The organism is Bacteroides ilei, assembly GCF_900128495.1.
GTDB classification, from domain to species: Bacteria; Bacteroidota; Bacteroidia; order Bacteroidales; family Bacteroidaceae; genus Phocaeicola; species Phocaeicola ilei.
In genome coordinates, this window is record NZ_LT635801.1 from 745,350 (window position 1) to 766,847 (window position 21,498).

Genomic DNA, 21,498 nt, shown 5'->3' on the forward strand with positions numbered 1-21,498 from the left:
ATCTTTTATTGTTTGTTATTACCATTTACCAGATAGACAAAGGTTCCGTATTTCAGCTTCACCTTGTTTTTTTTGATGGCCTTGCCGATAGCGTTGCTCGTTTTCTGGTAGGCATTCTGCATTGCTTGCATTCCCCATTGGGCCAGACTGTTCCCGGCCCCCGTTGTGTTCATGCTGATGTTGCCTGTTACGGCACCACTTGCAACATCTTTGCTCGTTTCCCGGAACTGGCTGTTGGGTACATACAGTCCTTCCAGTCCATCCGTGTCATACAGTGACAGACTTACTTTCACCAGTTCGTCATCTACAAGTATGCTGTTGATGCTGCCTTTTACCCGCCCGGAAGAGAATCCGCTCATGGTGGCATACAGGTAAGAGCCGCGTTTGACTACATGTTCGTCAATTTCCACATCATCAAGTAGTCTTAGACGTACACGTGAACCGTCAACAGCCTTGATATTTTCATCAATGATGGCCTGTATGAGCTTTGGTTCACGGGAGTTTTTAGCCAGTGTATTGAAGTAGTCGGAGGTTGTCTTTACTTTCTTCACCACTTCACTGGCTTTTGCTGTTTCAGCAGGGGCTTTCACCGAACGGCTGTCTTCTTCAATTTTTCCCGCAGAATGGATTGTGTCCATGGGTATGGCTGTGGCATCAGAATCTCCAGCTATAGGTTCTATTGCTTTCTGTCCTTTTAACCTCGCTTCTGCCAAAGCCTTCTCCAGTTCCGCAAGGGCTTCTTTTTCTCTCTCTTTGGTATCGGTCTCTTGTGTGGCCATAGCCTTGTCTTTCTCCTGCTGGTCGAGCAGGGCGATGTCATTTTGTGTGTATTGCGATTCATAAGCTTGTTTGTTTTCGTCCGGTTCATCACGGTCGATGTTATCTACTGCGGAATAGTCTTGTATTTTACCCCATGATTTTGCCATGTTCTCATATTTGCTTCCGATTCCGTCTCCGTCTTTGATTTGGGCGTCCGGAAGCTCAGGATTCAGAAATTCCGTCGTCTGCAGCGTTTTATCCGGAATCTCTGCTTTTTCTGCATGGAACAGGTCGAAGATAAAGTACGATCCGCCCATCAGCGGAATGTAGAGGATTGCCGGTAACATAAATTTGGGCTGCCTCCAGTTGATTTGCTTGATTTTTTCCTTTATGTTCATTGCTCTCATTAATTGATTTGTACATATTTCCCTTCTAGGGCACACGTCTTTAATATTTCTGCATTGTCTTTTCCAAAGGCGATAAGGATACTTCCACATCCGGGCGAATCACCGCGTGTACCGTCCGGACGGTAGAATCTGATGCGGTGGCGTAGAAACTTCATGGCTATTGCTTTCTTGAAGATGATGTCCTGGAACATCTTGGAATCACATCGGTTATACAGCAATGCGATGCCGTTTCCATGTTCTGCCAGCCGGCGCACAAACTGCTCTATAAGTGGACGTGAGTAAGGTGGATTGAGCCATACGCGGCCTTCCCATTTTTGAGACAATCCGTCAATACGTTTGTCATACATGACTGTAGCTGTCGGCCACAGCGGAGCGACCGGTGCACAGGGGTCAAGGTCGAATTTTCCCAATGCCTCCAGTACATCTTTGGGAGTATACCATTCATCTGATGCCTTTTCAGTCCTTTCAAATCTTGTATTCATACGTGTCATGGTTGTGTTTGCTTTTTTCTGGATTTGTTTTTATGGGCTTTTTTCTTCTGCTTTGCTGCTGTTATGTTCAGATGGCGTGTAAAAGACTTTTCGCCGTTCTTTGAGTACGGAGTCTTGCATTTCGGTTGCTGTTCGTTGCACGGGCTGATGACGGTACACTACAGAAATGCGGTAAATGTTCCATACCAGTCCACCTAAGACAAAAGCAAAGACAATGACCAGAAACAGGTTCCGGTGCATGTTGGCAAACCCTTGCACTTTGGCTGCCGCCTTGTCTATTCTGGTTGCTTTGGCAAATTTGCGTCCGGCTTCTATGTCACGCTCGTAGCGTTCCTTGTATTGCGGATCATTCTTGTCCGGCATTTTCTCGCCGAACAGCATTCGTCTGAATCCTTTGGTATTCATGTTACTATAATTTTAGTAGTTTATTTTGGTTTTCTGTTCTATGTCTTTGTTCAGCAGCGTGCGCCAGTTGGTGATGAGCAGTCCGTGGGGGTTGTTATCGGTTCTCGGCACTCTTTTCAATTGGCCTGCTGTCACAAGTTCACGCATCAGGATGCTGCTGCGGCGTTCGATACGCTGCCTGCCATAGTAGGTGAACTCCATTTTTTCCTTGTCAAAGGCTATACTGTCACAGAAAATCGAAAACACGGCACTTGTTCCCAGAATATTGGAATAGAATCCTTTTTCTTTTAGTGTATTGTACTGTGCAAGTCCTGTCTCATCCACCAGATACATGGCTTTTTCCATCGTGTATCGGATATATTTGTCATCCGGTGCCAATGTGAAGAAATAGTGGTGGAACATTTCCACATGGCTTCTGGCTTCCACGTCCAGCGTTTCGTCCATAGTTGTGCGGTTTACAAGTATGGGGACGTTTCCGTCCAGTACATACACTTTTTTCTGGGCGTCAGTTACCATGGTACGGGCTGTCCAGATGCTCGACACACTGATGATGATACACCCTATGAGGAAGGCGGTACAGATAATACCTACCAGTTTTATCTTGTTCTCTAAGTTCTTTATTACCATAATTCTTTTATTTAGTTGTTCAATGTCCTCATATATTCCGCATGAAGCATTGGTATGAGGGTTAAGCGCAGTTCCGGCAACAGCCGGTCGAATTCTTTAGCGAAATACTTTACGTCATGTCCCAGTAGGATAACCTGTACAAATACCCACCAGATTCCTTCTCTGCGCTTCTTGGAGTTTTTTTTCAGTTTGGCACGGTGCAGTCTGTACACCAGATAATCTACTACCGGTACGACATACCGGTCGTCACGCCCGAAGCATTCATCCAGTTCCTCATATTTCAGGTCATACGGATAATTGTTCAGTATATACCTGGCTATTTCGGTAGTACGCTTTTGCGCGAAGCTCATGAATGCTTCATCTTCCAGCCATTTGTCAACTTTCTCTTTGCGTTTCATTTCTTCTTTTATATGTTGTTTTATCTCATTATTCCTCCTACGGCTCCGGTTGCCGTCATCTTGGCCTGTTGGGCAACTCCTTCTCCGAAGTTTCGGGTAGAGAATGCCGTATCGCCTTCCGGAATCATCCATGCCGCGAGGTCAGGTACGAGGTTCAGACACTTGAGTGCCACGATACTAGCCGCCATCAGATAGCCGGCAGAGAAGAACGAGTTTTGTAAGTAGGCTGCCATCGTTTGTTCGCTTGCGGTTATCGCCGTAAGGTTCTCTACCTGTATGCACAGTACGATGTCAAACAGCAGTAGCACGTAGAACCCCACAAAATACAGCATTGCCCCGTAGAAATGTACCGTCAAGTACCTTGTCAGCCATTTGGCCCAGGCACTTTCCCATTTCGGCAGGAGGGAAAATGCCCATTGTATAGGTCCGAAGATGGTCAGCATCCCCAGCAGGATCTGCTGGCAATATATGGTAGCCCACCAGCCTATGCGAAACACGATCAGGGCTATGAGCATGATGATTTTGTCAATCCCCACCATTACACCGGAAGTCAGTGAGGTAAACCACAGCTTGGCAGCATCCTTTTCCATCCCTGTCACTTCGTCCACACCGGTCTGTTCCATTGTAGCCTCTATCAGTCCGGGGTCTGATGTTCCCGTATGGGCCACGTCCGCCTGAGCCTGAAGGCTGGTGTAGAGTGTGTCGCGTACGTATATCAGTTCTTGTACTTCCGCGAACTTGTCTGATATTTGGGTGGCTTCCGCTTCATAGAGGTCATGCGTGTACGAACCGATGCAGTTGGGTATGTAGGACAGGAAGTCCAGAAAACACCAGCTGTTTCCGCTGTTCGCCATGCCTGTGTCCGCCGGAGGGTACCACCAGCATAGCACCACAGAAATAGCAAGAGGCCGGAACAGTTTCATCACGTCCAGAGGCTCGTGTTTTACCATCATTTTGTAAGTCATTCCGGCTGCCATAACAAGAGAAAACAGTGCGGCCAGTGCCATGCACATCTGCAGGATCCACCAGAAAGGGCCTTGTGACCCAGTAAAAGTCGCGTCAGTAAGAAATTCGTTCGTTTGGAATATCACGTCATCTATTTCCTCTTCAAGAATATTGATGCCGAAGTCTGATAGTATGTTTCCGTCTGCCATTTTTTCCTCCTTTTCCCTCTTATCTGTTTACTGTTTCTTCACCGTCACCGCCTTGTGTGCCGCCCGTATCCTGCGAACCGCGTACGGCAAAGCGTGATTCGTTCCATCGGTTCATCGCTTCCCTGGCAATGCTTCCTTTTTCGGGAGTTCTGTCCACCACATTCGCATTCAGCAGTTCACTTGTCAGCGAGGCGTTCTGTCTCTTTGCCAGATAGCATACAAGGATCTCGTTCTCTCGGGCCACATCCTCATAGATGCGCAGGTATTCCTTCTTGCGCTGTGCATTGGGCATATAGGCATCCCGAGTTGCGCTTATGGCGCATTCGTAGATTTGGTAGTATTCTGTCCACCGTTCTCTGTCGTCAGGGGTGCCGCCGGCAGTCAGGATGCGGTCGATGTTCCGCTTGAATCGTTCCATCTGTCCGTTTATCTTGTCTCCTTCAGCCTGCCATGCAAGGTCTATCTGGCGGTCTGCCACGTTCAGTGCCTCAATTTCCGCACGCTTTACCAGTGCGGAATCTATTGCTTCCGCATCGTCCACCTGTCCGTATAGGTTGGCTCCCGCAAGGGTACGGAAAGACAGTTTGTTTTTTGTCGCCGCCGTCTTCTTGTAGCTATTGTGCAGCGCCCAGTAATACAATTCAGGAGTGAGCGCACCCGTACCGGTTTCCATTACTGTAATCTGATTCTGCTTGGGTGAATCATGGTTGTAGGTCGCATACTGTGCATGAACCGTCGTAGCCTGAACGGCTATCACGGCAAGCAGGATAAATGTCCTTGATGTCTTCATATCTTTTTTGTTTTTATCGTTAATAATCCAGACGACCGGCACCGCGCCAGCGGCCGAAGGCACCGTCTATGATTTCCTGTTTGGTTCTTTCTCTGTATATCTTTGCTTTCCAGTAGCCGATTCTTACCTGAATGTATCTCCAGGTCTCTATGTAGGCCTGGTTCAGATGACGCTCGATGTCATCCAGCGATCGGTTCACCGATTCCAGTACCATCAGCAGGTCGGCGGTCGAGCAGGCGGCGGCACCCGTTGCATAAAGCACAAGGTCGCTAACCGACTTGTATAGCTGTTCCCCGTCATGGGCGATATCCCGTATGGCTCTTTCATTAATGGTGATTATCAGCAGGTCCGACGGATCTGCACGCCCATGCTGCAGTATCTTTTCGTTATAGGCCCCCAGCATGTCCTTGTAGTCACTTATGCGGTTGCTCACCGTGGTATAGGTGTTCTTTACGTTCAGCACCGTCCGCAGTGACTGGTACATCACGTCGATTATGTCAAAAGCTCTGGTATAACGGTCCAGATCAATATTCACTTCCTTGTAATTGCCTACCTCGTCCCGGCTGTATTCATGCAGCAGCTTGTTGCTGTATTCCAGTGTACTGCGTGCCAGCAGCAGACTGCGCTGTTTCTTGTGGTCGTTGATGTAGGCTTCTACCGATACAATATCAAAAGTCCATTGGGCTTTTGCTGCTTCCGGCAGAAGGATAATCAGCAACAGGCCGATAATCAGATAATGTTTCATGGCTCTACCTCCTTTCTGCTTGTCCTTTCCGGAAGGTTTCTGGCATTTTCCACCCACCGTTCATGGCATTCTTCCACCAGTGTCCGGCGGCGTCCTTCGTCCCAGTCCAGTGTAGGGGCGATGTCCTTCAATACGTCAATGATATTCCGTTTGTAGTGCATCATCTTTTCCAGTGATACAAGGTCGGCGTATATTTTCGTGATGCGCGAATCCACTTCTCTGGCTATCTCCAGACGGTCGCTTGACCAGAGCAGATGATATACCTCTCCGGTGGGTGTCTCTTCCAACGGAGGGGTTTTCATGTATTCCGTCGTAATCTTGCACGACGGGTACTGGCGGGCAATTTCCGCTATACGGTCATTTACCTGCTTTGTCTTCTCTGTATCGGACATGCCCGGGTCCAGCGTGATTACTTCGGCTACATGGGTATCCGTGTAGTCCGAGGTCAGTTCCCAGCTTATCTGTACGATAGCGCGGTGTATCTTGATGCCGAGAAAATATTTCGGTTTTCTGGCTATGGATACTGTCGCTTGGAAAGTGATTACCCCGTTAATGTTGGGCATGGTGGCCTTACGGACAAATGTGTAGCCGTTCCATGAACCGCTGTCCTCCCAGCGGAGTCCGTAGGTGGTCTTGCAGTCCTGCATGATGGCAGGTATGCGGTAATAGTCGTCCGTAGCCACCGAATTGTCCGCTGCGGCATCGGCTTTGGCCTGTTCGTATTCAGACAGTTTCCGTTCCCATTCGGAAAGCTCTGCCTTCAGCTTGTCTATCTGCGTCTTGTTCGCATTGTATTGCTGGCGGAGCACGGCAGCGTCTTCCACACTGGCTTCCGAGATTTTTTTCAGCAGTATGGCGTTCTCTTCCTCCAGTGCCTTGATCTGTGCTTCCAGCGATGCTTTCTTGTTTTGTGCTTCCTGAATTATGCCGTCCAGTTCCGACAGGTCCAGTTCGTCATCCGTCACCGAGGTCTGCATGGCACATTCTTTTGTGTGTGCGTTGGGAGAGCTGCCGCACTTTCTGCATTTGTATTGGGTACTCCCTTGTCCGAGAGTCACACCGTCCGAACAGGTTACGCTGATGGTCACGCTCTCACACCCCTGAAGCTTCACTTCATCCGTGGCCTGATAGTAGTTCCTGCCGTCCGATGCTATATAATAGGTGTAGCCGTCCTCGTTCTCATTGAACTCCGACAGCCGTGCGTTCAGTTGCGCCTTGAAGGTGTTCAGGTCCATCGAGTAGGAATCGAAGACCTCTTCATATACGATTTCCTCATGGTTCCAGCTTTTCTTTACATGAATCTCGTATGCATAGGCTTTCTTGGTCTGTTTGCCGCCCCGACTGATGATGTAGCTCTTCATCCAGTAGTTTATACTGTAGTTGTTTCCGTCATTTTGTCTGTTAAGCTGTTCCACACGGTTTCTCGACCATCCCGCGTAGCGTTCTGAGTTGGCCAGCGCCTGCTCTCTCTGCGATGCGTTCGGATAGAATCCGGCATCCGTGGTGGCAAAGCGTGTCCATTCGCCGCCGTTGAGGATACTGTTGTCGTCTGTGGGAGGATAGTAGTCACACAGTGCGATGCTTCCCTGGTCGCGGCGGGCTATGTACCACCGCTGGGTATAGTAGGTGCCGGCAGTTTCATCCAGATAGTCTGTTATCCATTGGGTGAGGTTATAGTTGCTGATGTCAAAGAGGCCTGCCACGTTGTCCGGACCGCCTACCATGTCTATCAGCAGTCCGCCGGCGTCCAGCTCGGCGCGTTCCATCAGTCCGCTGTAATGGTCGTAAAGGTTGAATATTTCCTCCACCTTTCCGTTCATCAGGTTGTGGAACGCACTCTTTTGCAGCAGGGCTTCCCCCAGATTGGCCGTACCGGCGGTGGCAAGTCCCACTCCCAGATTGTACAGGTTGTCTATGTCCTGACGCAGATTTTCTTTGGTAAAGTTACCCGGGACACTGGCCAGATCGTCCAGCATACGCTGCCAGTCAATGTTTCCAATTTCCGACAGTCTCAGAAGCGGGGCTATTTCCTCGCTGATTTTCAGAAAGGTGATGTCGGAGAAGGTCAGCGAACTGTTGGTTACGATGCTTTCAAACTGCATACACAGGTTTTTCGTGTCGTCGCAGACCTTCATCAGATAGCTCCCCCAGTAGATGGCCGTTTGCGGCGAATGGAGCATCTGTTTGGCCACAACCACAATTTTGGGCAAGATTTTTTCCGCTACCATGCGGTAAATGCGTCGGTAATAGTAATTTTCCGTACTGCTGCACCAGATTCCCAAGTCTGTAAAAGCCTTGTGCTGAAGAAATTTCGATGCGAATATTCCTGCTGCGGCCACTTCCGCGGCGTTGTAGTGCTTCAGAATATTATCCACCTGTTCACCGTAATAGCCCTCCGCTACGGCTTCCGTACCGAATGCGGCCGCCATGGCCGCCACGGTACGTGCGTCGTAGTTCACGCTGTAATACTGGGCATGTACGGGTCGGGTGACAGCCAGCAGTAGTATTGTTATGATAAGTGACAGATGTTTCATTATGGTTGCTTTTGCTATAGGTTACTCCAACAAATGGTATCATACACGTCTATTTCCCCTTGGCTCATGCTGGGATGCAGACCTTTTCGGCAAGCATGTCCTTTATGTGCTGTAGGTTCTTTCCTTTGATAAAGGGAATATTTGAAAGCTATTCTTCGGTTTTCCTGCACATTTCTCTATGGTTACAATATCCGCCTGCATCAGTGCCTTGCGGATAACCATATACGGACGTACCTATTGTGATGTGCATGATTGAGATATGCGTCTTTACATTCATTCCATCGTCTGCTTGTTTTTTGATGGCTTCAGATTCAATACTTTCCCGGCTTCATTCACTTTCTTTGCAAAGGGAAGTGATTTGCTGATTCCGCTGGCATCCCAATCACGACAGTAGGCTTCGATGGCTTCCTGATGAGAGCATCCCAGCTCTTTCTTGTATAGTTTCAAGGCTTCCTTTTCCGCACGTTCCGTCGTATAGGTCATATAGCATTCATGCGGTTCCTCCACACCATACACACCGCTTGTACTTCCTCTTCTGATAAATACCTCCCTGAAGAAACTTCGTCCCTCCTTGTTTTCAAGGCGGTTTACAGTGAATATCTTTTTGCAATCCACATCGGTAAGTCCGAGGATTGCCTTGATTTCATCAAAGCGTTCTCGGAATTTGCTTTGATCAAGCAGCATGACCACATCCGAATTGTTTATGATGGCTTCTTTTACTATCGGACTGCCGATAATATCCTGTATTTCCTGGGTTACAACTCCTACCGAAGCCCAGAATTTACGGGCGGTCTTGTACATAAATTTGATATACTCGGCCATCAGCGGGCTGGCGATGGCTTTCCATGCTTCCTCGATTACAAGCACCTTACGGTTCTTCTTGATACGCATCTTCTGCAGGAATACATCCATGATAATGAGCGTAACAAGAGGGAACAGGAGGGGATCATCTTTTATACTGTCGATTTCGAAAACAATGAATGTTTCATCAAACAGGCTGCTGTCCATGTTCTCGTTTAATGTCTTCTCATGGTTGCCGCCTCGATAGAAGTCTTTCATCATATACCGGTAGGTGGAAAGGTCAATCCCTGAAATTCTGTTTTCACTGCAAATGTCCGGGATACGCTGTACAGAGAACTCGTAAAAGGAATTGAAGGAAAGTTCCTTCACCTTCAGTTCTTTGCGTCGTCTTTCCATCTCGTTTATCATTCTGTCTATACGTGCATCCCGCTCTCTTTCGCTTTCATCCCGCCTGTCGTTGTGATTCCGCTCATCTATCTGAAGGCTCTTTTGTAAATCCTCACGCTGCGTTACGGTAAATCCTTCGAAACCATTAAAATACGTATCGTAGTATTCAGTGATTACCTGCTCTATCAGGCGGTCTTCCGTCTTTGTCACCGTACCCTGCGAGCCTTTCCAGATAAGCAGAACAAGATTTTTCAGGAAGCCGGTCTTTTCCACATTCAGTTCGGCACGGTTGATGCGGAACGGATTCATGGTTATCGGCTTTTCTTCCGTATAACTGATGTACTTGCCGTTCAGATATTCACAAAGTCCTTCATAGGAATTACCGGTATCTACCATCACTACATCCGTACCTTGCTCATATAACTGTCGTACTACCGAGTTCATGTGGAAGCTCTTGCCGCTTCCGGAAGGGCCGAGACAGAAGAAGTTCGAGTTGTCTGTCAACTTGTATTTTCCTTCTTTTCCTGTTATGTCGATAGCCACAGGTACACCCTGACGGTCAGTATAATATATTTTCAGTGGGGTTTCCTCACTGTGCTGGATACGTTCTTTATACATCAGACACATGGCCGCATCACTGAGCGTCAGAAAGCGGTCATAGTCCTCGCTCATACTGTAGCAGTTACCGGGGAAGGAGCTGACAAACAGTTCCAGTTGGTTATAGGCCCGTTTGCTGATATGGATGCCCAGACGTGAAAAAGTATTCTCCAGATGGTTTGTACATTTCTGCAAGTCAGTATCAGCCGGAACGGCTACTATCAGGTTATAATGGGTATAAACCAGTTGCTTGCTCTCTCTGGCGATTACTTCCTGTACTCGTTTTATGTCTTCTACTGCCATTTGGTTTCCAGGGTTTGGTATGCTTGCATGGCGGTTCTTCTTCTTGTCAAGTAAGGCCAATTCTCGTTTCTGGTTAGGCAGGAAGATAATCTGGTTATACACCACAGTTTCTGCATTTGGGATGCTGTCTATGGCCGAAAGCAGATCAACAGGCATCTCACTGTTGTTCACTTCAATATTTGAGTATGGACGTATAAGTGATGGCAGGCTTACACAGTCCACATCTACCAGGCTGTACACCTTGCAGCGTTTGTCACCCATTGACAGATTTTCATCACTCGCTTTGAAGTTGGTCATCGAAACTGTCTTGTTTTTGAAATCCATGGCAAAGAAGCGGTCTACATAACTGCTCGCCTCTGTTTCATTCAGGAATACTGCCTGTACACCTGCATCGTGCAGCAGGTCATGCACCTTGCGGATTTTTACCAGGAAGTCGCGCCACTTCTTGTTGTCAAATGAGAAAAGGCGGCTTTTCTTGGATTCCTGCGTAATTGTCAGATAGCATACACTGTCCGTGTAGTGTCGTCCGTTGAAATACCTGAAATAGGCTGCCGACAGGAATTCATGCTGATCTCCGCTTCCGTCTTCAAACTGTTTGCGGATAAATATGTCTTGCTTGTGAATGGCATACCCTTCGCCTAAAGTTTGTGCAATGGCAGAAAACAGATGTGTAAATTCATAATAGCTGTCTGTATTGGCCGAGTATTTCTGCACCGGATTTTCTATTTTCAGGATGGCGGAATATTCTCCGGTTTTGGTATAGATGATACCTATGCCATCTGTATTCTCTACAGAGAAATAGATGTCTCGGAAAATGTGCTTGCGTTTTCCGCCGGTACCGAAAGCATGGACAGAAATAGCCATTCCGATACATAAGGCGATGAAGATTAGAAGAATATATATTGTCATTTCTGTATTATTTCAATCAAATAAGGGCAGATTCACCTTCAGTGAAGGCGAACCTACCCGCATTCAAAATTTAACATTCAACTTGCCCACACATGTCTCATGATGGTTTATTTTTATTCAATCACATTTTCTTGGAACTTGCATAGACGAACACTCCCTTGTCGATTCGTTTGGAGTGCAGTCCCTGTCTTTGTTTCACGATGATCAGTGAGATGCCTGCCGACAGGATGGCCGTCAGGGCTATCAGTCCGGCAACAAAACCGAGCAGGCAGTAGGCGGCGATGAAGCCTACAATGGCTCCACCTGCCGTACCTGCAGCCCAGTAGATGTATCGCCCCTGAATCCCCATGAGTTCAAGCGGACGTTGCAATCCCTTGAACACCGGATAGTCAGGATAACGGGTCTCTTTGCTTTTCATCTTCTTTACACTGTTTTAGGCTGTGATTCCAAAGAACAACGGGAGTGCCTGAGCTGCTGCAATCAGGAAGATGCAGGCGCCTACTACCATCATAATCTTCTTCTTCACGTCCTGTTCCTCGTTGTTCATGGCGATATAGACGCTGATAGCACCCACAATGGCAACTACACCGGCAATGGCGTAGCACAGTTTAACCATGATTGGCACATACTTCGCAATTTCTTCCGCCACGGTGGACAGAGCATTTGTTCCTGCCGTGTAATCACCGGCCGTATTCTGTGCCATGAGCGAAGTTGCTCCGCACAGCAGCATAATCAAAAGCATCTGCACTTTCATGGATGCGGATGCTGTCATCCTTTTGAAAAACCCCTTTACTTGCTTGATCATTCTTTTTTACTTTTTTGTGTTATACTTGTGTTTGTTTTGGCCTCGTTTCTTCCATTCCGTTCCTTTATATGCGGTATCCGAAAAAGGCCGGAAAAACGATTGATGCTCCGATGATGAACAGGCAGGCGCCTACCAGAGTGGTAATTGATTTCGTGATACCGTCTTCACCTGTGTTCATTTTGATATAAATCTGGAGCGCGGACACGACAGCAAAGACTGAGGCGAATGCGTAGCAGATGTACAGGACATACAGCATCATTGTCACCACATAGTCGTGCATTGTCGCTAGTGAATCGGCGCCCCAACTGTAGTTTACGCTTCCGCATTTGGCGAATGCGTAATAGGGCATCAGACATAAAATACATAGTAGTTTTCTCGTTAGTTGCATTGTATTGTTTTACAGTTTGTCTCTGATTGGTTTCCAGGCTAAGGCCGGACGGTTGTCTATGTGTCCTCCCGATACCATTGCTTTGTACATTTCTTCTGTCGTAAATGCATCCGACAGATAAGGTTCGGTTTCTTCCATCCGTTCTTCGGCTTTTGCTTTCAGCCGTTGCAATTTCTCTTCCGGCGTTTCTGTTGGGGGAGCGGTTTCCGGTTCTTGCTGTTCTTCAGTAGCTGTACTGCCTTCTGTTTCATATTGCTCGCCACCTACGCTGAAACCGGTATCACTTTCTGTGACTGCGACGCTTTCCTCCTCGGACGGATCCAAGTCGAATACCTCTTCCTCTGTCTTTTCTTCCCTTTTTTTGCCATAAAGTTCCTGTGCGATGATTACGGCGTAGTAGATGATATATGCCACCGTTAGGACAATGGCGAAAATTAAGTATGATTCCATATTTTATTATGATATGATTATATGGTTTAAATATGATGATGCAAAGAAATATTTAAGATTCAATATTCTGAAATGCTTGAATATTAAATATATATCATCTTAATAAGATTTATCCAAAAACAAAAAATCATATTCAAAAATCATATTATAATATTGGATTGTATGAAGTAAAGTTTGATTTTACGGCAATAAATAATGGTATTCGTATTTCGATGTAACAATTCAAGAAGCTGATATCTGTATATATTACTTTTGAGATAATAATATTTATTAATGAGTTGGATTAAAATATTCGTTACTTTTGTAGATGGTGTAGTGAAACTGATATTTAGAATCACTCCTTGAATGTTTAATTTTAAGTGTAATTGTATATGGGAATAGTTAAAGACATGCAGGCAGACTACGAAAGCGGTCTTATGCATACTTTTGATGAAGATAGGAAAGTTTGTGCAGAACATTTTAGTGATCCATATTTGAAGGAGTATATTCGTAAGAACGGGTATAAAGGAAAATGTTCATATTGTGGCAAAACAAATACTTTAGTATTGGATATGAAAGGTTTTATGCAATATATTGAAGGACGATTGTCACAAAGATTATGTTCTTTGGATGATGCAAATTTGCCACTGGCTAGTTCATTCTACGATGATGACGAGGAAGAAATACCCGGTTTTTGCCGTGCCGGGTCTTATATCCTGCCTGAGAAAGTAGAAAAGTATGATGATGTACTAGATTTGATGGATAGCTATGGCCTTTGTACACAAAATGATGATCTTAATGAGGATATTGCTTCTTGTTTCAATGATAGCGAATGGACACAAACGGATGCTTTTGCAGAAGATCTTGATGAAGAATTGTCTTATGCATGGGATTATTTCTCCAAAATGGTTAAATACAAAAAGCGTTACACTTTTTTTCAGGATCCGCATTTCATAAGGCAAGAGGAATGGAAAGATGATGTATTGACAGAGCTAAACCAACTTTGCGGAAATATTCTTATATCCAGACTTAATAAGGGAACCCTCATATTCAGAGGACGTCCCAATGATACAGGTGTTCCACGTACTTCATTTAAGGATTTGACAGCACCTCCAACTGAGGCTGCCAAGGAAAATAGAATGAGCGCTGCAGGAATTTCTATGTTTTATGGTGCATTGGATAAGGAGACTCCGGTAAAGGAAATCAGAAATTATACTCCAGGTGCCGTGATAGATTTGGGTGAGTTTGAATTGAAAAGAGAACTTGTGGTTATCGACTTGTTCAAGATACCTGAACACCTGTCATTTTGGATGCCCAAATATTTCAGAGAATATAAATTCCTAAAGAAGTTTCATTCGGAAATAACACAACCTGTAGGTAAGAATCCGGGAATTGATTATGTGCCCACTCAAATTTTTACAGAATACATAAGGTTTATGAATAATTACCACATTGATGGTATTATATATCGAAGCTCTATGACTGGTGAAAAGAATATTGTACTTTTTTATGACAATGATACTTCCAGTGAAGTTCTATTGCTGAACAAGGTAGTTACAGCATAAATTTTGATATAAAAGGAGGGCTTCATAATGAGGCCCTCCTTTTATATGATTCCTTTAGCTTAAAGTAATTTGGCTTTAGAAAAACGGCACTTTATAGAGTAATGGCAGGGCTAAATATTTCTAATCATTTTTTGTCCTGTGTAGGATCAGTTTTTTTTAAAAACTCATATATTTTTTTTATTATTTCTTCTGCATCTTCTTTGGTTAATCCTATTATTTTATTTGCTTCTTGTAAATCTTTAATCGCTTTTTCTTTTTTCTTTTTCCATATTGAATAGCTGATTTCACCAATTGCAAATAAACTACTTATTATACTTAATGATTCTTCCACAATTGGAAGCCAATCTAGATTAAATCTTTGATCCTTACATCGTCTCTCTTTTACAGAAAGCAATTCATCAATCAAAAGTGATTTAATTTCAAATTCATTTTCATTAAAATAATGTTCAATCATCATTTTTAAAAAATCTTTTTTAAGTTAAACTCCAAATCTAATATATAATTATATAACATACAGTCTGGTGAATTACCCATTCCTTCTGGTACAATATAATTTCCTTCAGGTAATCTTGATATACGCATTCTACATCTTTTCTTTATAGAATCAAATTGTTTGAATTTCTGACAATAAGATCCATGGTGTGGACACATCGTTTGATTTAATGGACATTGAAAATATCCTGTTTCTAGGAATGTATTTTTTACAGCATGAGAAAATAGTCTGCATAATGTTTCTCTTATTGAACCTTGATTATTCTCAAGAATTTTCCTTATTTTTTCTTTATCTGAATCGAAATCAAAAAGTAGTTGCCGCTCTCTTATATTACTATTGAACCACTCCGTGTAAAAATTTGTAAGTCCAGTATTATAAATAATATAATTTCCTAGAAGGTGGATGATTTCTAGGCCTTGTCCATTGCAAAATAATATTTTTTGATGCATATATTGTAAAACACGTAATGCAGGCCAATTAAGAAAATCTTTATACTGCTCCTTTTTTATTAAAATGCCATTAAGTTGCTCGGTAATCATATTTTCTTTATGAGCAAAAAACCGTTTCATCAATGCATGATCTATCGACTGATACGTCTCTTCATAAGTTGGCCATCCAAGTTTGGTTGAGACCCAATCATGGAAAGTTATATAAAAATCCTCATTATCTTTTGCAGCAGGAAATCCTTGATTATCTCGTACAGCCTTTATTATTTTATAAAGGCGTAAGGGAGGACAAAAGTCCTCTTTTTTATAAGTTCCTGTTTCTGTTTTGTTTAAGATGTATTCTAAACTAGGTATATTCATTGAGACTTCTAAAATACATCTTGTAATATTATATATTTCTTCCGCCTTACTTTTTCTTAGATTTAATGGAATGTCGTGTTTATAGTAATCGAATAATTCTCTATAGTCATTTCTAATAAATGCAATGAATATAATGATTATATGGTTGACAAGCTGGTATTCATGATTAGCTTTAAGTTTAAGAATATCTATATTAATTTTTTCATTCTCGAATTTATATGGGAATAGTTTCTCTTCATTTGCGATTTGATGTAGAAGTTTGCATTCATCATTGTTTTCAGCCATATAAAAGACATCCCAGAAACTCTTATTATTTGCGCTACATTCAATTAAATCCTTGAATGATACGGCATAATTATCTAAAAATGATTCATTTGGGCTATGAAAGTTATATTCATCGTCTTTGGGCTTTTTATGTTTTTGTTCAAATAGATAATTTTTCAAATCTATAATTTTCCTTAACTCTTCTTTGGCTTGAGCATATTCTTCATTGAGTGTTAACTTATTATTGTATTCAATGTTTTTTGCATCTAAGAGAGGAAAACGAATGTCTGGATGGTGACTTAAAAATTTGATGTGACCAGCAATCCAGTCTGATATCTCTGCTTCTAATATGCAGGCAAAATTACTTAGATCTTGGACATAATGATTTAACTCATGCCAAAAATGGATACATTCACGCGTAGAATCAATATCAGCTATAGGGGAATAGGATAAATAGTTTTTTATTCTAGAATCAAATGAATATTTGTCTTCTCTATATTTATCTGGTTCAATAGGTTGCTTTATAAAAAAACAACCGCTATTATAAACCAAATTGTTGAAATTATCTTCTGATTGTGTCATAAAATTGTAAGTTAAAAAATATATTGAAAAAATTATTTAGCAATGATGGTGTCGTATTCTGTTATATCTGGAGACATGGCAGTGGTATTCTTCTGTTTGCTATCCAGGCCTGTTTTGTACCATATGTCTGTTATGCATGTGGAATTTATAAATATATTTAAGACTTTTGAAGCCTGCATAGACTATGGCATACCTTTCTCTTTCATGAACGCTTTGAACCCGTTCACAGTTATGTCATTGGCTTGTTCATACATGTCCTCCATACATTCAAGAATTTCCGGGTAGTACTCTTTGATGAAAAGTAAATCCTGAATCTGTCTGGATACAGCTTCCCTGATGTTGTTGCAGATATGCGTGTTGGGAGGGATGATTTTACCGTCTTTTATCAGTGTGGCCATACATAGCGTACAGAAATGTCCGGCCCAGCACGAACGGCATTCCTCACGGTTGATTATGCGGAAATAATCTGCGTACATCTGCTTTACAGTGCTTTCGTGGATGCCGTCAGCAACATTTCCTATCGGTTTGGAAAAGTCGGTGCGCTCGCACAAGTGCAGATTTCCCCTTGTGTCCACGAAATAGTTGGCTCTTCCGGCAAAGCATGAGTTAAAATAATTGCTGTATATCGCAGGTGTCGTGGCTGTTTTTTGCAGGATAGTGTAGATGAATTTCAGCCACGAGCGGACAAGAGGCTGGCTGACCAGGCTTTTGTATAGTTCGGAGCCTCTCAGTCCGGCATTATGCAGTTCGAGGATATTCTTTTTGATATCAAATTCCTGCAGCTGTCTGTCTTGCTCATGTTTATTTCTGTAATCACTGAACTCTATATAGTTGAGTTGTTTCACCCCGCCGATGGATTCTCCGATAGTACGGTTTCTGAAATAGCTATCCACCGCCGTATGGTCATAGTTGGGGGCGAGTACGGCCTGTATCTGTACATTGTTCAACAGATACGGTTCAGAAATTCTTCGTATCATACTGAATACTTTCTCTATTCTTTGGCCGGTTCCTTTTCCGTCTTTGAATACCCTGTTCTTGTCATTCTCTTCAGGGGGACCGTCATAGCTGATGGTGAGCGAAAAATTGTTCTGTATCAGAAAGTGAAGTTTCTCTTCTGTCAGCAGTGTCCCGTTTGTAGTGATATGAAACATCACTTTTTCATTGGGTATGTCGTACTTTTCCCATGGCAGCGTACGCGCATAGCGGCTTAATTCCTTCATCAGACCGAATTGCAACAATGCCTCGCCTCCGTAAAAGCCGATTGCGGGAGGATTCCTTTTGAGATAATATTCCCTGTATTGGCTGGGTACCTTGCCAAAGATATTTACATACGAGTTGAAATAGTTCTTTATTCCAGATTTTCCGGATTCTGCCGAAAGGGTGGCTGTCCCATGGGCTTTGCCATTTCCGTTTTCCTCATGAATGGTATATGGGCAATATTTGCAACGCAGATTACATGCGTTCGTCAGCTCAAGTGTAACCTTTTTGGGCACTGCATCATTCATGGCCTGCTGCCAGATTCTTTCTATATTATCTTCTTGCGTGTTGACCCTTGAGTCAAGTATGCCGGGAACCAGCACGTTATTTCGCTGTAGTTTTTTGATGAAATCTGTATCATCGGAAGAGAGATTCACATGGGCTTCCTCTTCCGATGACTCATTCAGACTCAGATATCGTGAAATAGTGTCACTTTCTTTGGGAGAAAGGCACAGAAAAATGTTTGCCCTTCCGTCATATAGATAAGTGTTGCCTTCTTTGGCGGCGAATGTCTTGATTAGAGGAAAGTTTTTGTATTTTTCTTTTTTCATGGATACCCGAGATTAAGTGTGACAATTCTGATTTCTTTTGTATGCAGCAGACGGCTTATTGCCAGGACATAGACCAGTAGTTCAGCTGCTGTCCCTGTGTGTCACCTTCTTGATAGCATACACATTCACAGACGCAATTATCCAAAACGGATGATTGTCCGCCTTTGATTTTTTCAAGCTGTTCAGCGTTGAGATCGTTCGCCGGTAGATCTTCAGGCCGGAGATTCAATTTTGACAGTTGTTTTTTCATAACATGTTAGATGGAGTTGGTTATGATGCCATATTTCTGCTACTCCTTTAGCAGATTAGGCCCTTTTTCAAATATACGAAAAAAAGTACAGAATCTTCTGTTTTGGAATGAAAAGAGTTCAAATATTTTGCAAAAAAAGAGAAAGAGTGACTTCCTACGATAAAAACAGATTCTATCGTTCACCATTTCACCCGTGTTCATAAAATCTGAACACGTCCGGACGAATGAACAGTCATAGCCATAAGCTTATGAAAATAATTTTCTATAAAAAATATTTTTATTAAAATGGATTGCGCTTCTTTACAGATGAAAGTATATAAAGCGGAAAAACGATGGGTATATCTAACAAGCCATCGGTAGAAGCTGATGATTTCTTTGGAAGAAAAAGGAAATTCGCAGGGCAGATGGGAGCGGAAAGACCTCATTGCTCAAAAGAATGTATTTCAGCATAGAGAATAGTGGCAAACAGCTTAAGCCGGTATTTATTGAGGGAAAAGAACTTTTCTCGACCGATGATATATGAAAGTTTTGTCCATTGCAGGATGATTCCTGCAGGACTGTTCTGTTGATTGACAATATCCAGCACTATTTCGAGAGGACTGATAATACCGAGCAGTATAATTTGAGGGGAAAGCTCAATAAAGCCGGTGCGCCCATTCTGATAGCGACATCCGACAAGGTGCTGCCGGCATTCACCGATTATGAGTCTGCTTTCTTCGAAGGATTGAAGATTTCTTATATACGGCCGCTTGCCGTTACTGATTACAGTATGTTCGTAGGGAACGAGACGGATATGGCACGTTTGGAAAATCTGATGTCTTACCTGCCTAAGACACCCCGTTCTGTACAGATAGCCGCAAAGATTATTGAAGATTCAGCAAGTCTGGAAACGGATATCATGCTTCTCATAGATTATTTCTCTTTCTATTATCAGGTAAAGTATGAGGGCTATGTAGTGCAGATTCAAAGGATTTTGTCGGCTATAGCAAGGGTTGAAGATGGAGTCAGTCTGCAGGAGATCTGTCAGATGACAGGTCAAGACAACGGTAAGATATTCCCGTATTTCAAACTGAAGGCTGACCGGAAAATTATAGATAAGACATCCAAAATCCAGCGGGGAGGTATATATAACATTGCAGACCCGCTGTTTAGATTATGGCTGCAAACTAATGTGTATTGTTCCCAGCATAATATTGTGACTCTAGTTGGAACGCTATGATGCGAAGTCTAAGAAAGACACACTCTTATTTCTAATAAAAAAGAGGAAAGTATATTGAATCTAATATTACTGAGCAATATGTTAAGCACAAAAAAGGGAGAGCACATAGACTCTCCCACAAATAATATAAATAAGTTAATCACTTACTAAAAGTACATTGTGCTATATAACCGGAAGAAGGAGTTGTCCCTTTTCCCTTAAATTCCCATTTAAATCCTTTATTTGGAACATTTGCATCCCAATATGAAGTCCAAGTAAATCTTGTGTTCCATAACGGCCCCGTTCCACTGAACGCTACACTTTCAGGTGTTAATATATTATCGTCCGGACTAGGTTTTGCGTTTGGATTTAATACTTCAAAGAAATAATAATTGAATGTAATGCTGTTATTAACAGCAACATCCATTATTAATGTTCTACTTGAATCATAAAAAACTCCAGTGGATGCGTCAGGAGATCCTCCGAATATATTAAGGGTTGGATAAATAGCTCTAGTTTGCGCAGTTACACCATTCGCTACAGAAAAGTCAAACCCGGCATCTTCTTTTACTTTCTTAACCAATGTCTTTCCATTTACTGAGAATACCATGTAGGCTGTATTAGGATTTGCGATGGCCTCTGCTACTTGTGCATTTAACACTTTCAATTCGGACTCATACTTTTCAAGACTTAACGGACTAACTTTTTCTAAATCTTGCCAATCCGAACCTGTAACGTAAGATAAGGCTCTTGTTTTCTTGTTCTCGTTAATGTAATACTCGTTTGTTGTTTCATTTACATCAACAAATCGGGAAATGACTTCCATGTCAGTCTGAGTGTTACTAACAACAGGTTCCATAACCTCATTATCACTACATGAACATACTGCAAGAGTTGCAAGAACTCCCAATGCGATTGAACTAATTTTTTTCATATTACCTCCGTTTTTGGTTAATGAATTGTATTTTCCACAAATATACATTTTTTTTTCGTATATTTGCATGGAATTCAATTTTTTTATAGCAATGAAAGCAAAAATCTTAATTATACTGTTCTCATTTCTTTTTATAAGCTGCATTGAAAGAAATGGATATTATTCTTACGAAGAAGAAAGTGTTATCTCACTTATTTGTGACATCACTTGGTCTACAAGTACATATAAAACAGAGAACGATGAAATAGGACAAACGACATACAATTTTAACCGAAACGGAATTTATAAGAGAACTGATATAGTAACAAATCAAAATGGAGAAGAAAAAAAATCTGAATATAATGGAAGATGGACTTTTGGAGACCCTAGTTTCAGTACTATATATTTCGGAGGTAATCATTATTGGGATATAGACAAATTGACCGAAAAAAAGTTTTCTTTCTATGATAGAACTGGAGAGTTTGGTGACCCCTTTATGTACAGAGAATATTACGAATTAATTCCTTATCAAACTTTAATTAATTAGTTCTATAAGATATTGAAACTTCTCAGGTGTTGGCGTAAACGAGTTTTTTGTTCGCGTCATACTCGTAGGCGTGGCTGTTGCGTGTCTTAATGATGTTAACAAAAAGAGGCAATCTGCCTCTTTTTGTTTTCTAGATTTTCAAA

Annotated in this window: 21 protein-coding genes; 3 read left to right on the forward strand and 18 right to left on the reverse strand. The window is 42.8% G+C overall.

Annotated features, from left to right (window positions below):
* Positions 1–5: 5 nt before the first annotated feature.
* The 14 genes from traM to BQ7489_RS03215 form a co-directional block, all read right to left on the reverse strand.
* Entirely contained in the window at positions 6–1,157 is a 1,152-nt protein-coding gene (gene traM, locus BQ7489_RS03150; protein WP_071150794.1) for a conjugative transposon protein TraM, read from the reverse strand.
* Positions 1,158–1,165: 8 nt separating this feature from the next.
* Positions 1,166–1,648 (reverse strand): DNA N-6-adenine-methyltransferase, encoded by a 483-nt coding sequence (locus BQ7489_RS03155; RefSeq protein ID WP_071150793.1) that lies wholly within the window; start codon positions 1,646–1,648, stop codon positions 1,166–1,168.
* A 39-nt stretch (positions 1,649–1,687) separates the two neighbouring features.
* Positions 1,688–2,062 carry a hypothetical protein gene (locus BQ7489_RS03160; RefSeq protein WP_071150170.1) on the reverse strand — a complete coding sequence of 125 codons (375 nt, stop codon included), beginning with the start codon at positions 2,060–2,062 and terminating at the stop codon, positions 1,688–1,690.
* 12 nt (positions 2,063–2,074) lie between these two features.
* A complete protein-coding gene (gene traK, locus BQ7489_RS03165; RefSeq protein WP_071150169.1) occupies positions 2,075–2,689 on the reverse strand; it encodes a conjugative transposon protein TraK in 615 nt (204 codons plus the stop codon).
* 11 nt (positions 2,690–2,700) lie between these two features.
* The gene (locus BQ7489_RS03170) at positions 2,701–3,087 is read right to left on the reverse strand and encodes a hypothetical protein (RefSeq protein ID WP_071150168.1); all 387 of its coding nucleotides are present in this window, start codon (positions 3,085–3,087) and stop codon (positions 2,701–2,703) included.
* A 20-nt stretch (positions 3,088–3,107) separates the two neighbouring features.
* Positions 3,108–4,241 carry a hypothetical protein gene (locus BQ7489_RS03175; RefSeq protein WP_071150167.1) on the reverse strand — a complete coding sequence of 378 codons (1,134 nt, stop codon included), beginning with the start codon at positions 4,239–4,241 and terminating at the stop codon, positions 3,108–3,110.
* A gap of 19 nt (positions 4,242–4,260) precedes the next feature.
* Entirely contained in the window at positions 4,261–5,031 is a 771-nt protein-coding gene (locus tag BQ7489_RS03180; RefSeq protein WP_071150166.1) for a DUF5045 domain-containing protein, read from the reverse strand.
* 19 nt (positions 5,032–5,050) lie between these two features.
* Positions 5,051–5,776, reverse strand: a complete 726-nt coding sequence (locus tag BQ7489_RS03185; RefSeq protein ID WP_071150165.1) for a hypothetical protein — start codon at positions 5,774–5,776, stop codon at positions 5,051–5,053.
* Complete coding sequence (locus tag BQ7489_RS03190) at positions 5,773–8,310, reverse strand: hypothetical protein (protein WP_071150164.1); 2,538 nt, start codon at positions 8,308–8,310, stop codon at positions 5,773–5,775. Before BQ7489_RS03190 ends, BQ7489_RS03185 begins: the two co-directional genes overlap by 4 nt.
* A gap of 273 nt (positions 8,311–8,583) precedes the next feature.
* The gene (locus tag BQ7489_RS03195; RefSeq protein WP_071150163.1) at positions 8,584–11,307 is read right to left on the reverse strand and encodes a TraG/VirB4 family ATPase; all 2,724 of its coding nucleotides are present in this window, start codon (positions 11,305–11,307) and stop codon (positions 8,584–8,586) included.
* Positions 11,308–11,428: 121 nt separating this feature from the next.
* The gene (locus tag BQ7489_RS03200) at positions 11,429–11,725 is read right to left on the reverse strand and encodes a DUF4133 domain-containing protein (protein ID WP_071150162.1); all 297 of its coding nucleotides are present in this window, start codon (positions 11,723–11,725) and stop codon (positions 11,429–11,431) included.
* Positions 11,726–11,740: 15 nt separating this feature from the next.
* Positions 11,741–12,112: a DUF4134 domain-containing protein gene (locus BQ7489_RS03205; RefSeq protein WP_071150161.1), complete on the reverse strand. Its 372-nt coding sequence runs from the start codon at positions 12,110–12,112 to the stop codon at positions 11,741–11,743.
* A 64-nt stretch (positions 12,113–12,176) separates the two neighbouring features.
* On the reverse strand, positions 12,177–12,500 hold the full coding sequence (locus tag BQ7489_RS03210; RefSeq protein WP_071150160.1) for a DUF4134 domain-containing protein: 324 nt from the start codon (positions 12,498–12,500) through the stop codon (positions 12,177–12,179).
* Positions 12,501–12,509: 9 nt separating this feature from the next.
* The gene (locus BQ7489_RS03215; protein WP_071150159.1) at positions 12,510–12,950 is read right to left on the reverse strand and encodes a hypothetical protein; all 441 of its coding nucleotides are present in this window, start codon (positions 12,948–12,950) and stop codon (positions 12,510–12,512) included.
* A 371-nt stretch (positions 12,951–13,321) separates the two neighbouring features.
* Here BQ7489_RS03215 and BQ7489_RS03220 point away from each other — a divergent pair, with 371 nt between their 5' ends.
* Positions 13,322–14,494, forward strand: a complete 1,173-nt coding sequence (locus BQ7489_RS03220; RefSeq protein ID WP_071150158.1) for a HEPN-associated N-terminal domain-containing protein — start codon at positions 13,322–13,324, stop codon at positions 14,492–14,494.
* Positions 14,495–14,618: 124 nt separating this feature from the next.
* Here BQ7489_RS03220 and BQ7489_RS03225 read toward each other — a convergent pair whose 3' ends face one another.
* From BQ7489_RS03225 to BQ7489_RS03235, 3 genes are all read right to left on the reverse strand, one after another.
* Entirely contained in the window at positions 14,619–14,951 is a 333-nt protein-coding gene (locus tag BQ7489_RS03225; RefSeq protein WP_071150157.1) for a hypothetical protein, read from the reverse strand.
* A gap of 2 nt (positions 14,952–14,953) precedes the next feature.
* A complete protein-coding gene (locus BQ7489_RS03230; RefSeq protein ID WP_071150156.1) occupies positions 14,954–16,639 on the reverse strand; it encodes a hypothetical protein in 1,686 nt (561 codons plus the stop codon).
* Between the two features lie 182 nt (positions 16,640–16,821).
* Positions 16,822–18,447, reverse strand: coding sequence for a radical SAM/SPASM domain-containing protein (locus BQ7489_RS03235; RefSeq protein ID WP_071150155.1), 1,626 nt, complete (start codon positions 18,445–18,447; stop codon positions 16,822–16,824).
* A 785-nt stretch (positions 18,448–19,232) separates the two neighbouring features.
* Here BQ7489_RS03235 and BQ7489_RS03245 point away from each other — a divergent pair.
* Complete coding sequence (locus tag BQ7489_RS03245; RefSeq protein WP_072529914.1) at positions 19,233–19,916, forward strand: ATP-binding protein; 684 nt, start codon at positions 19,233–19,235, stop codon at positions 19,914–19,916.
* Positions 19,917–20,055: 139 nt separating this feature from the next.
* Here BQ7489_RS03245 and BQ7489_RS03250 read toward each other — a convergent pair whose 3' ends face one another.
* Positions 20,056–20,829, reverse strand: coding sequence for a hypothetical protein (locus BQ7489_RS03250; RefSeq protein WP_071150152.1), 774 nt, complete (start codon positions 20,827–20,829; stop codon positions 20,056–20,058).
* A 91-nt stretch (positions 20,830–20,920) separates the two neighbouring features.
* On the opposite strand from BQ7489_RS03250, the gene BQ7489_RS03255 reads away from it, so the two are divergent.
* Positions 20,921–21,355: a hypothetical protein gene (locus tag BQ7489_RS03255; RefSeq protein ID WP_235817101.1), complete on the forward strand. Its 435-nt coding sequence runs from the start codon at positions 20,921–20,923 to the stop codon at positions 21,353–21,355.
* Positions 21,356–21,498 lie beyond the last annotated feature (143 nt).

What these genes read in the sequence shown, in the direction of transcription:
- traM (WP_071150794.1), bottom strand. Translation starts at nt 1,157, where the DNA reads ATGAACATAAAGGAAAAAATCAAGCAAATCAACTGGAGGCAGCCCAAA.
- BQ7489_RS03155 (WP_071150793.1), bottom strand. Translation starts at nt 1,648, where the DNA reads ATGAATACAAGATTTGAAAGGACTGAAAAGGCATCAGATGAATGGTAT.
- BQ7489_RS03160 (WP_071150170.1), bottom strand. Translation starts at nt 2,062, where the DNA reads ATGAATACCAAAGGATTCAGACGAATGCTGTTCGGCGAGAAAATGCCG.
- traK (WP_071150169.1), bottom strand. Translation starts at nt 2,689, where the DNA reads ATGGTAATAAAGAACTTAGAGAACAAGATAAAACTGGTAGGTATTATC.
- BQ7489_RS03170 (WP_071150168.1), bottom strand. Translation starts at nt 3,087, where the DNA reads ATGAAACGCAAAGAGAAAGTTGACAAATGGCTGGAAGATGAAGCATTC.
- BQ7489_RS03175 (WP_071150167.1), bottom strand. Translation starts at nt 4,241, where the DNA reads ATGGCAGACGGAAACATACTATCAGACTTCGGCATCAATATTCTTGAA.
- BQ7489_RS03180 (WP_071150166.1), bottom strand. Translation starts at nt 5,031, where the DNA reads ATGAAGACATCAAGGACATTTATCCTGCTTGCCGTGATAGCCGTTCAG.
- BQ7489_RS03185 (WP_071150165.1), bottom strand. Translation starts at nt 5,776, where the DNA reads ATGAAACATTATCTGATTATCGGCCTGTTGCTGATTATCCTTCTGCCG.
- BQ7489_RS03190 (WP_071150164.1), bottom strand. Translation starts at nt 8,310, where the DNA reads ATGAAACATCTGTCACTTATCATAACAATACTACTGCTGGCTGTCACC.
- BQ7489_RS03195 (WP_071150163.1), bottom strand. Translation starts at nt 11,307, where the DNA reads ATGACAATATATATTCTTCTAATCTTCATCGCCTTATGTATCGGAATG.
- BQ7489_RS03200 (WP_071150162.1), bottom strand. Translation starts at nt 11,725, where the DNA reads ATGAAAAGCAAAGAGACCCGTTATCCTGACTATCCGGTGTTCAAGGGA.
- BQ7489_RS03205 (WP_071150161.1), bottom strand. Translation starts at nt 12,112, where the DNA reads ATGATCAAGCAAGTAAAGGGGTTTTTCAAAAGGATGACAGCATCCGCA.
- BQ7489_RS03210 (WP_071150160.1), bottom strand. Translation starts at nt 12,500, where the DNA reads ATGCAACTAACGAGAAAACTACTATGTATTTTATGTCTGATGCCCTAT.
- BQ7489_RS03215 (WP_071150159.1), bottom strand. Translation starts at nt 12,950, where the DNA reads ATGGAATCATACTTAATTTTCGCCATTGTCCTAACGGTGGCATATATC.
- BQ7489_RS03220 (WP_071150158.1), top strand. Translation starts at nt 13,322, where the DNA reads ATGGGAATAGTTAAAGACATGCAGGCAGACTACGAAAGCGGTCTTATG.
- BQ7489_RS03225 (WP_071150157.1), bottom strand. Translation starts at nt 14,951, where the DNA reads ATGATGATTGAACATTATTTTAATGAAAATGAATTTGAAATTAAATCA.
- BQ7489_RS03230 (WP_071150156.1), bottom strand. Translation starts at nt 16,639, where the DNA reads ATGACACAATCAGAAGATAATTTCAACAATTTGGTTTATAATAGCGGT.
- BQ7489_RS03235 (WP_071150155.1), bottom strand. Translation starts at nt 18,447, where the DNA reads ATGAAAAAAGAAAAATACAAAAACTTTCCTCTAATCAAGACATTCGCC.
- BQ7489_RS03250 (WP_071150152.1), bottom strand. Translation starts at nt 20,829, where the DNA reads ATGAAAAAAATTAGTTCAATCGCATTGGGAGTTCTTGCAACTCTTGCA.
- BQ7489_RS03255 (WP_235817101.1), top strand. Translation starts at nt 20,921, where the DNA reads ATGAAAGCAAAAATCTTAATTATACTGTTCTCATTTCTTTTTATAAGC.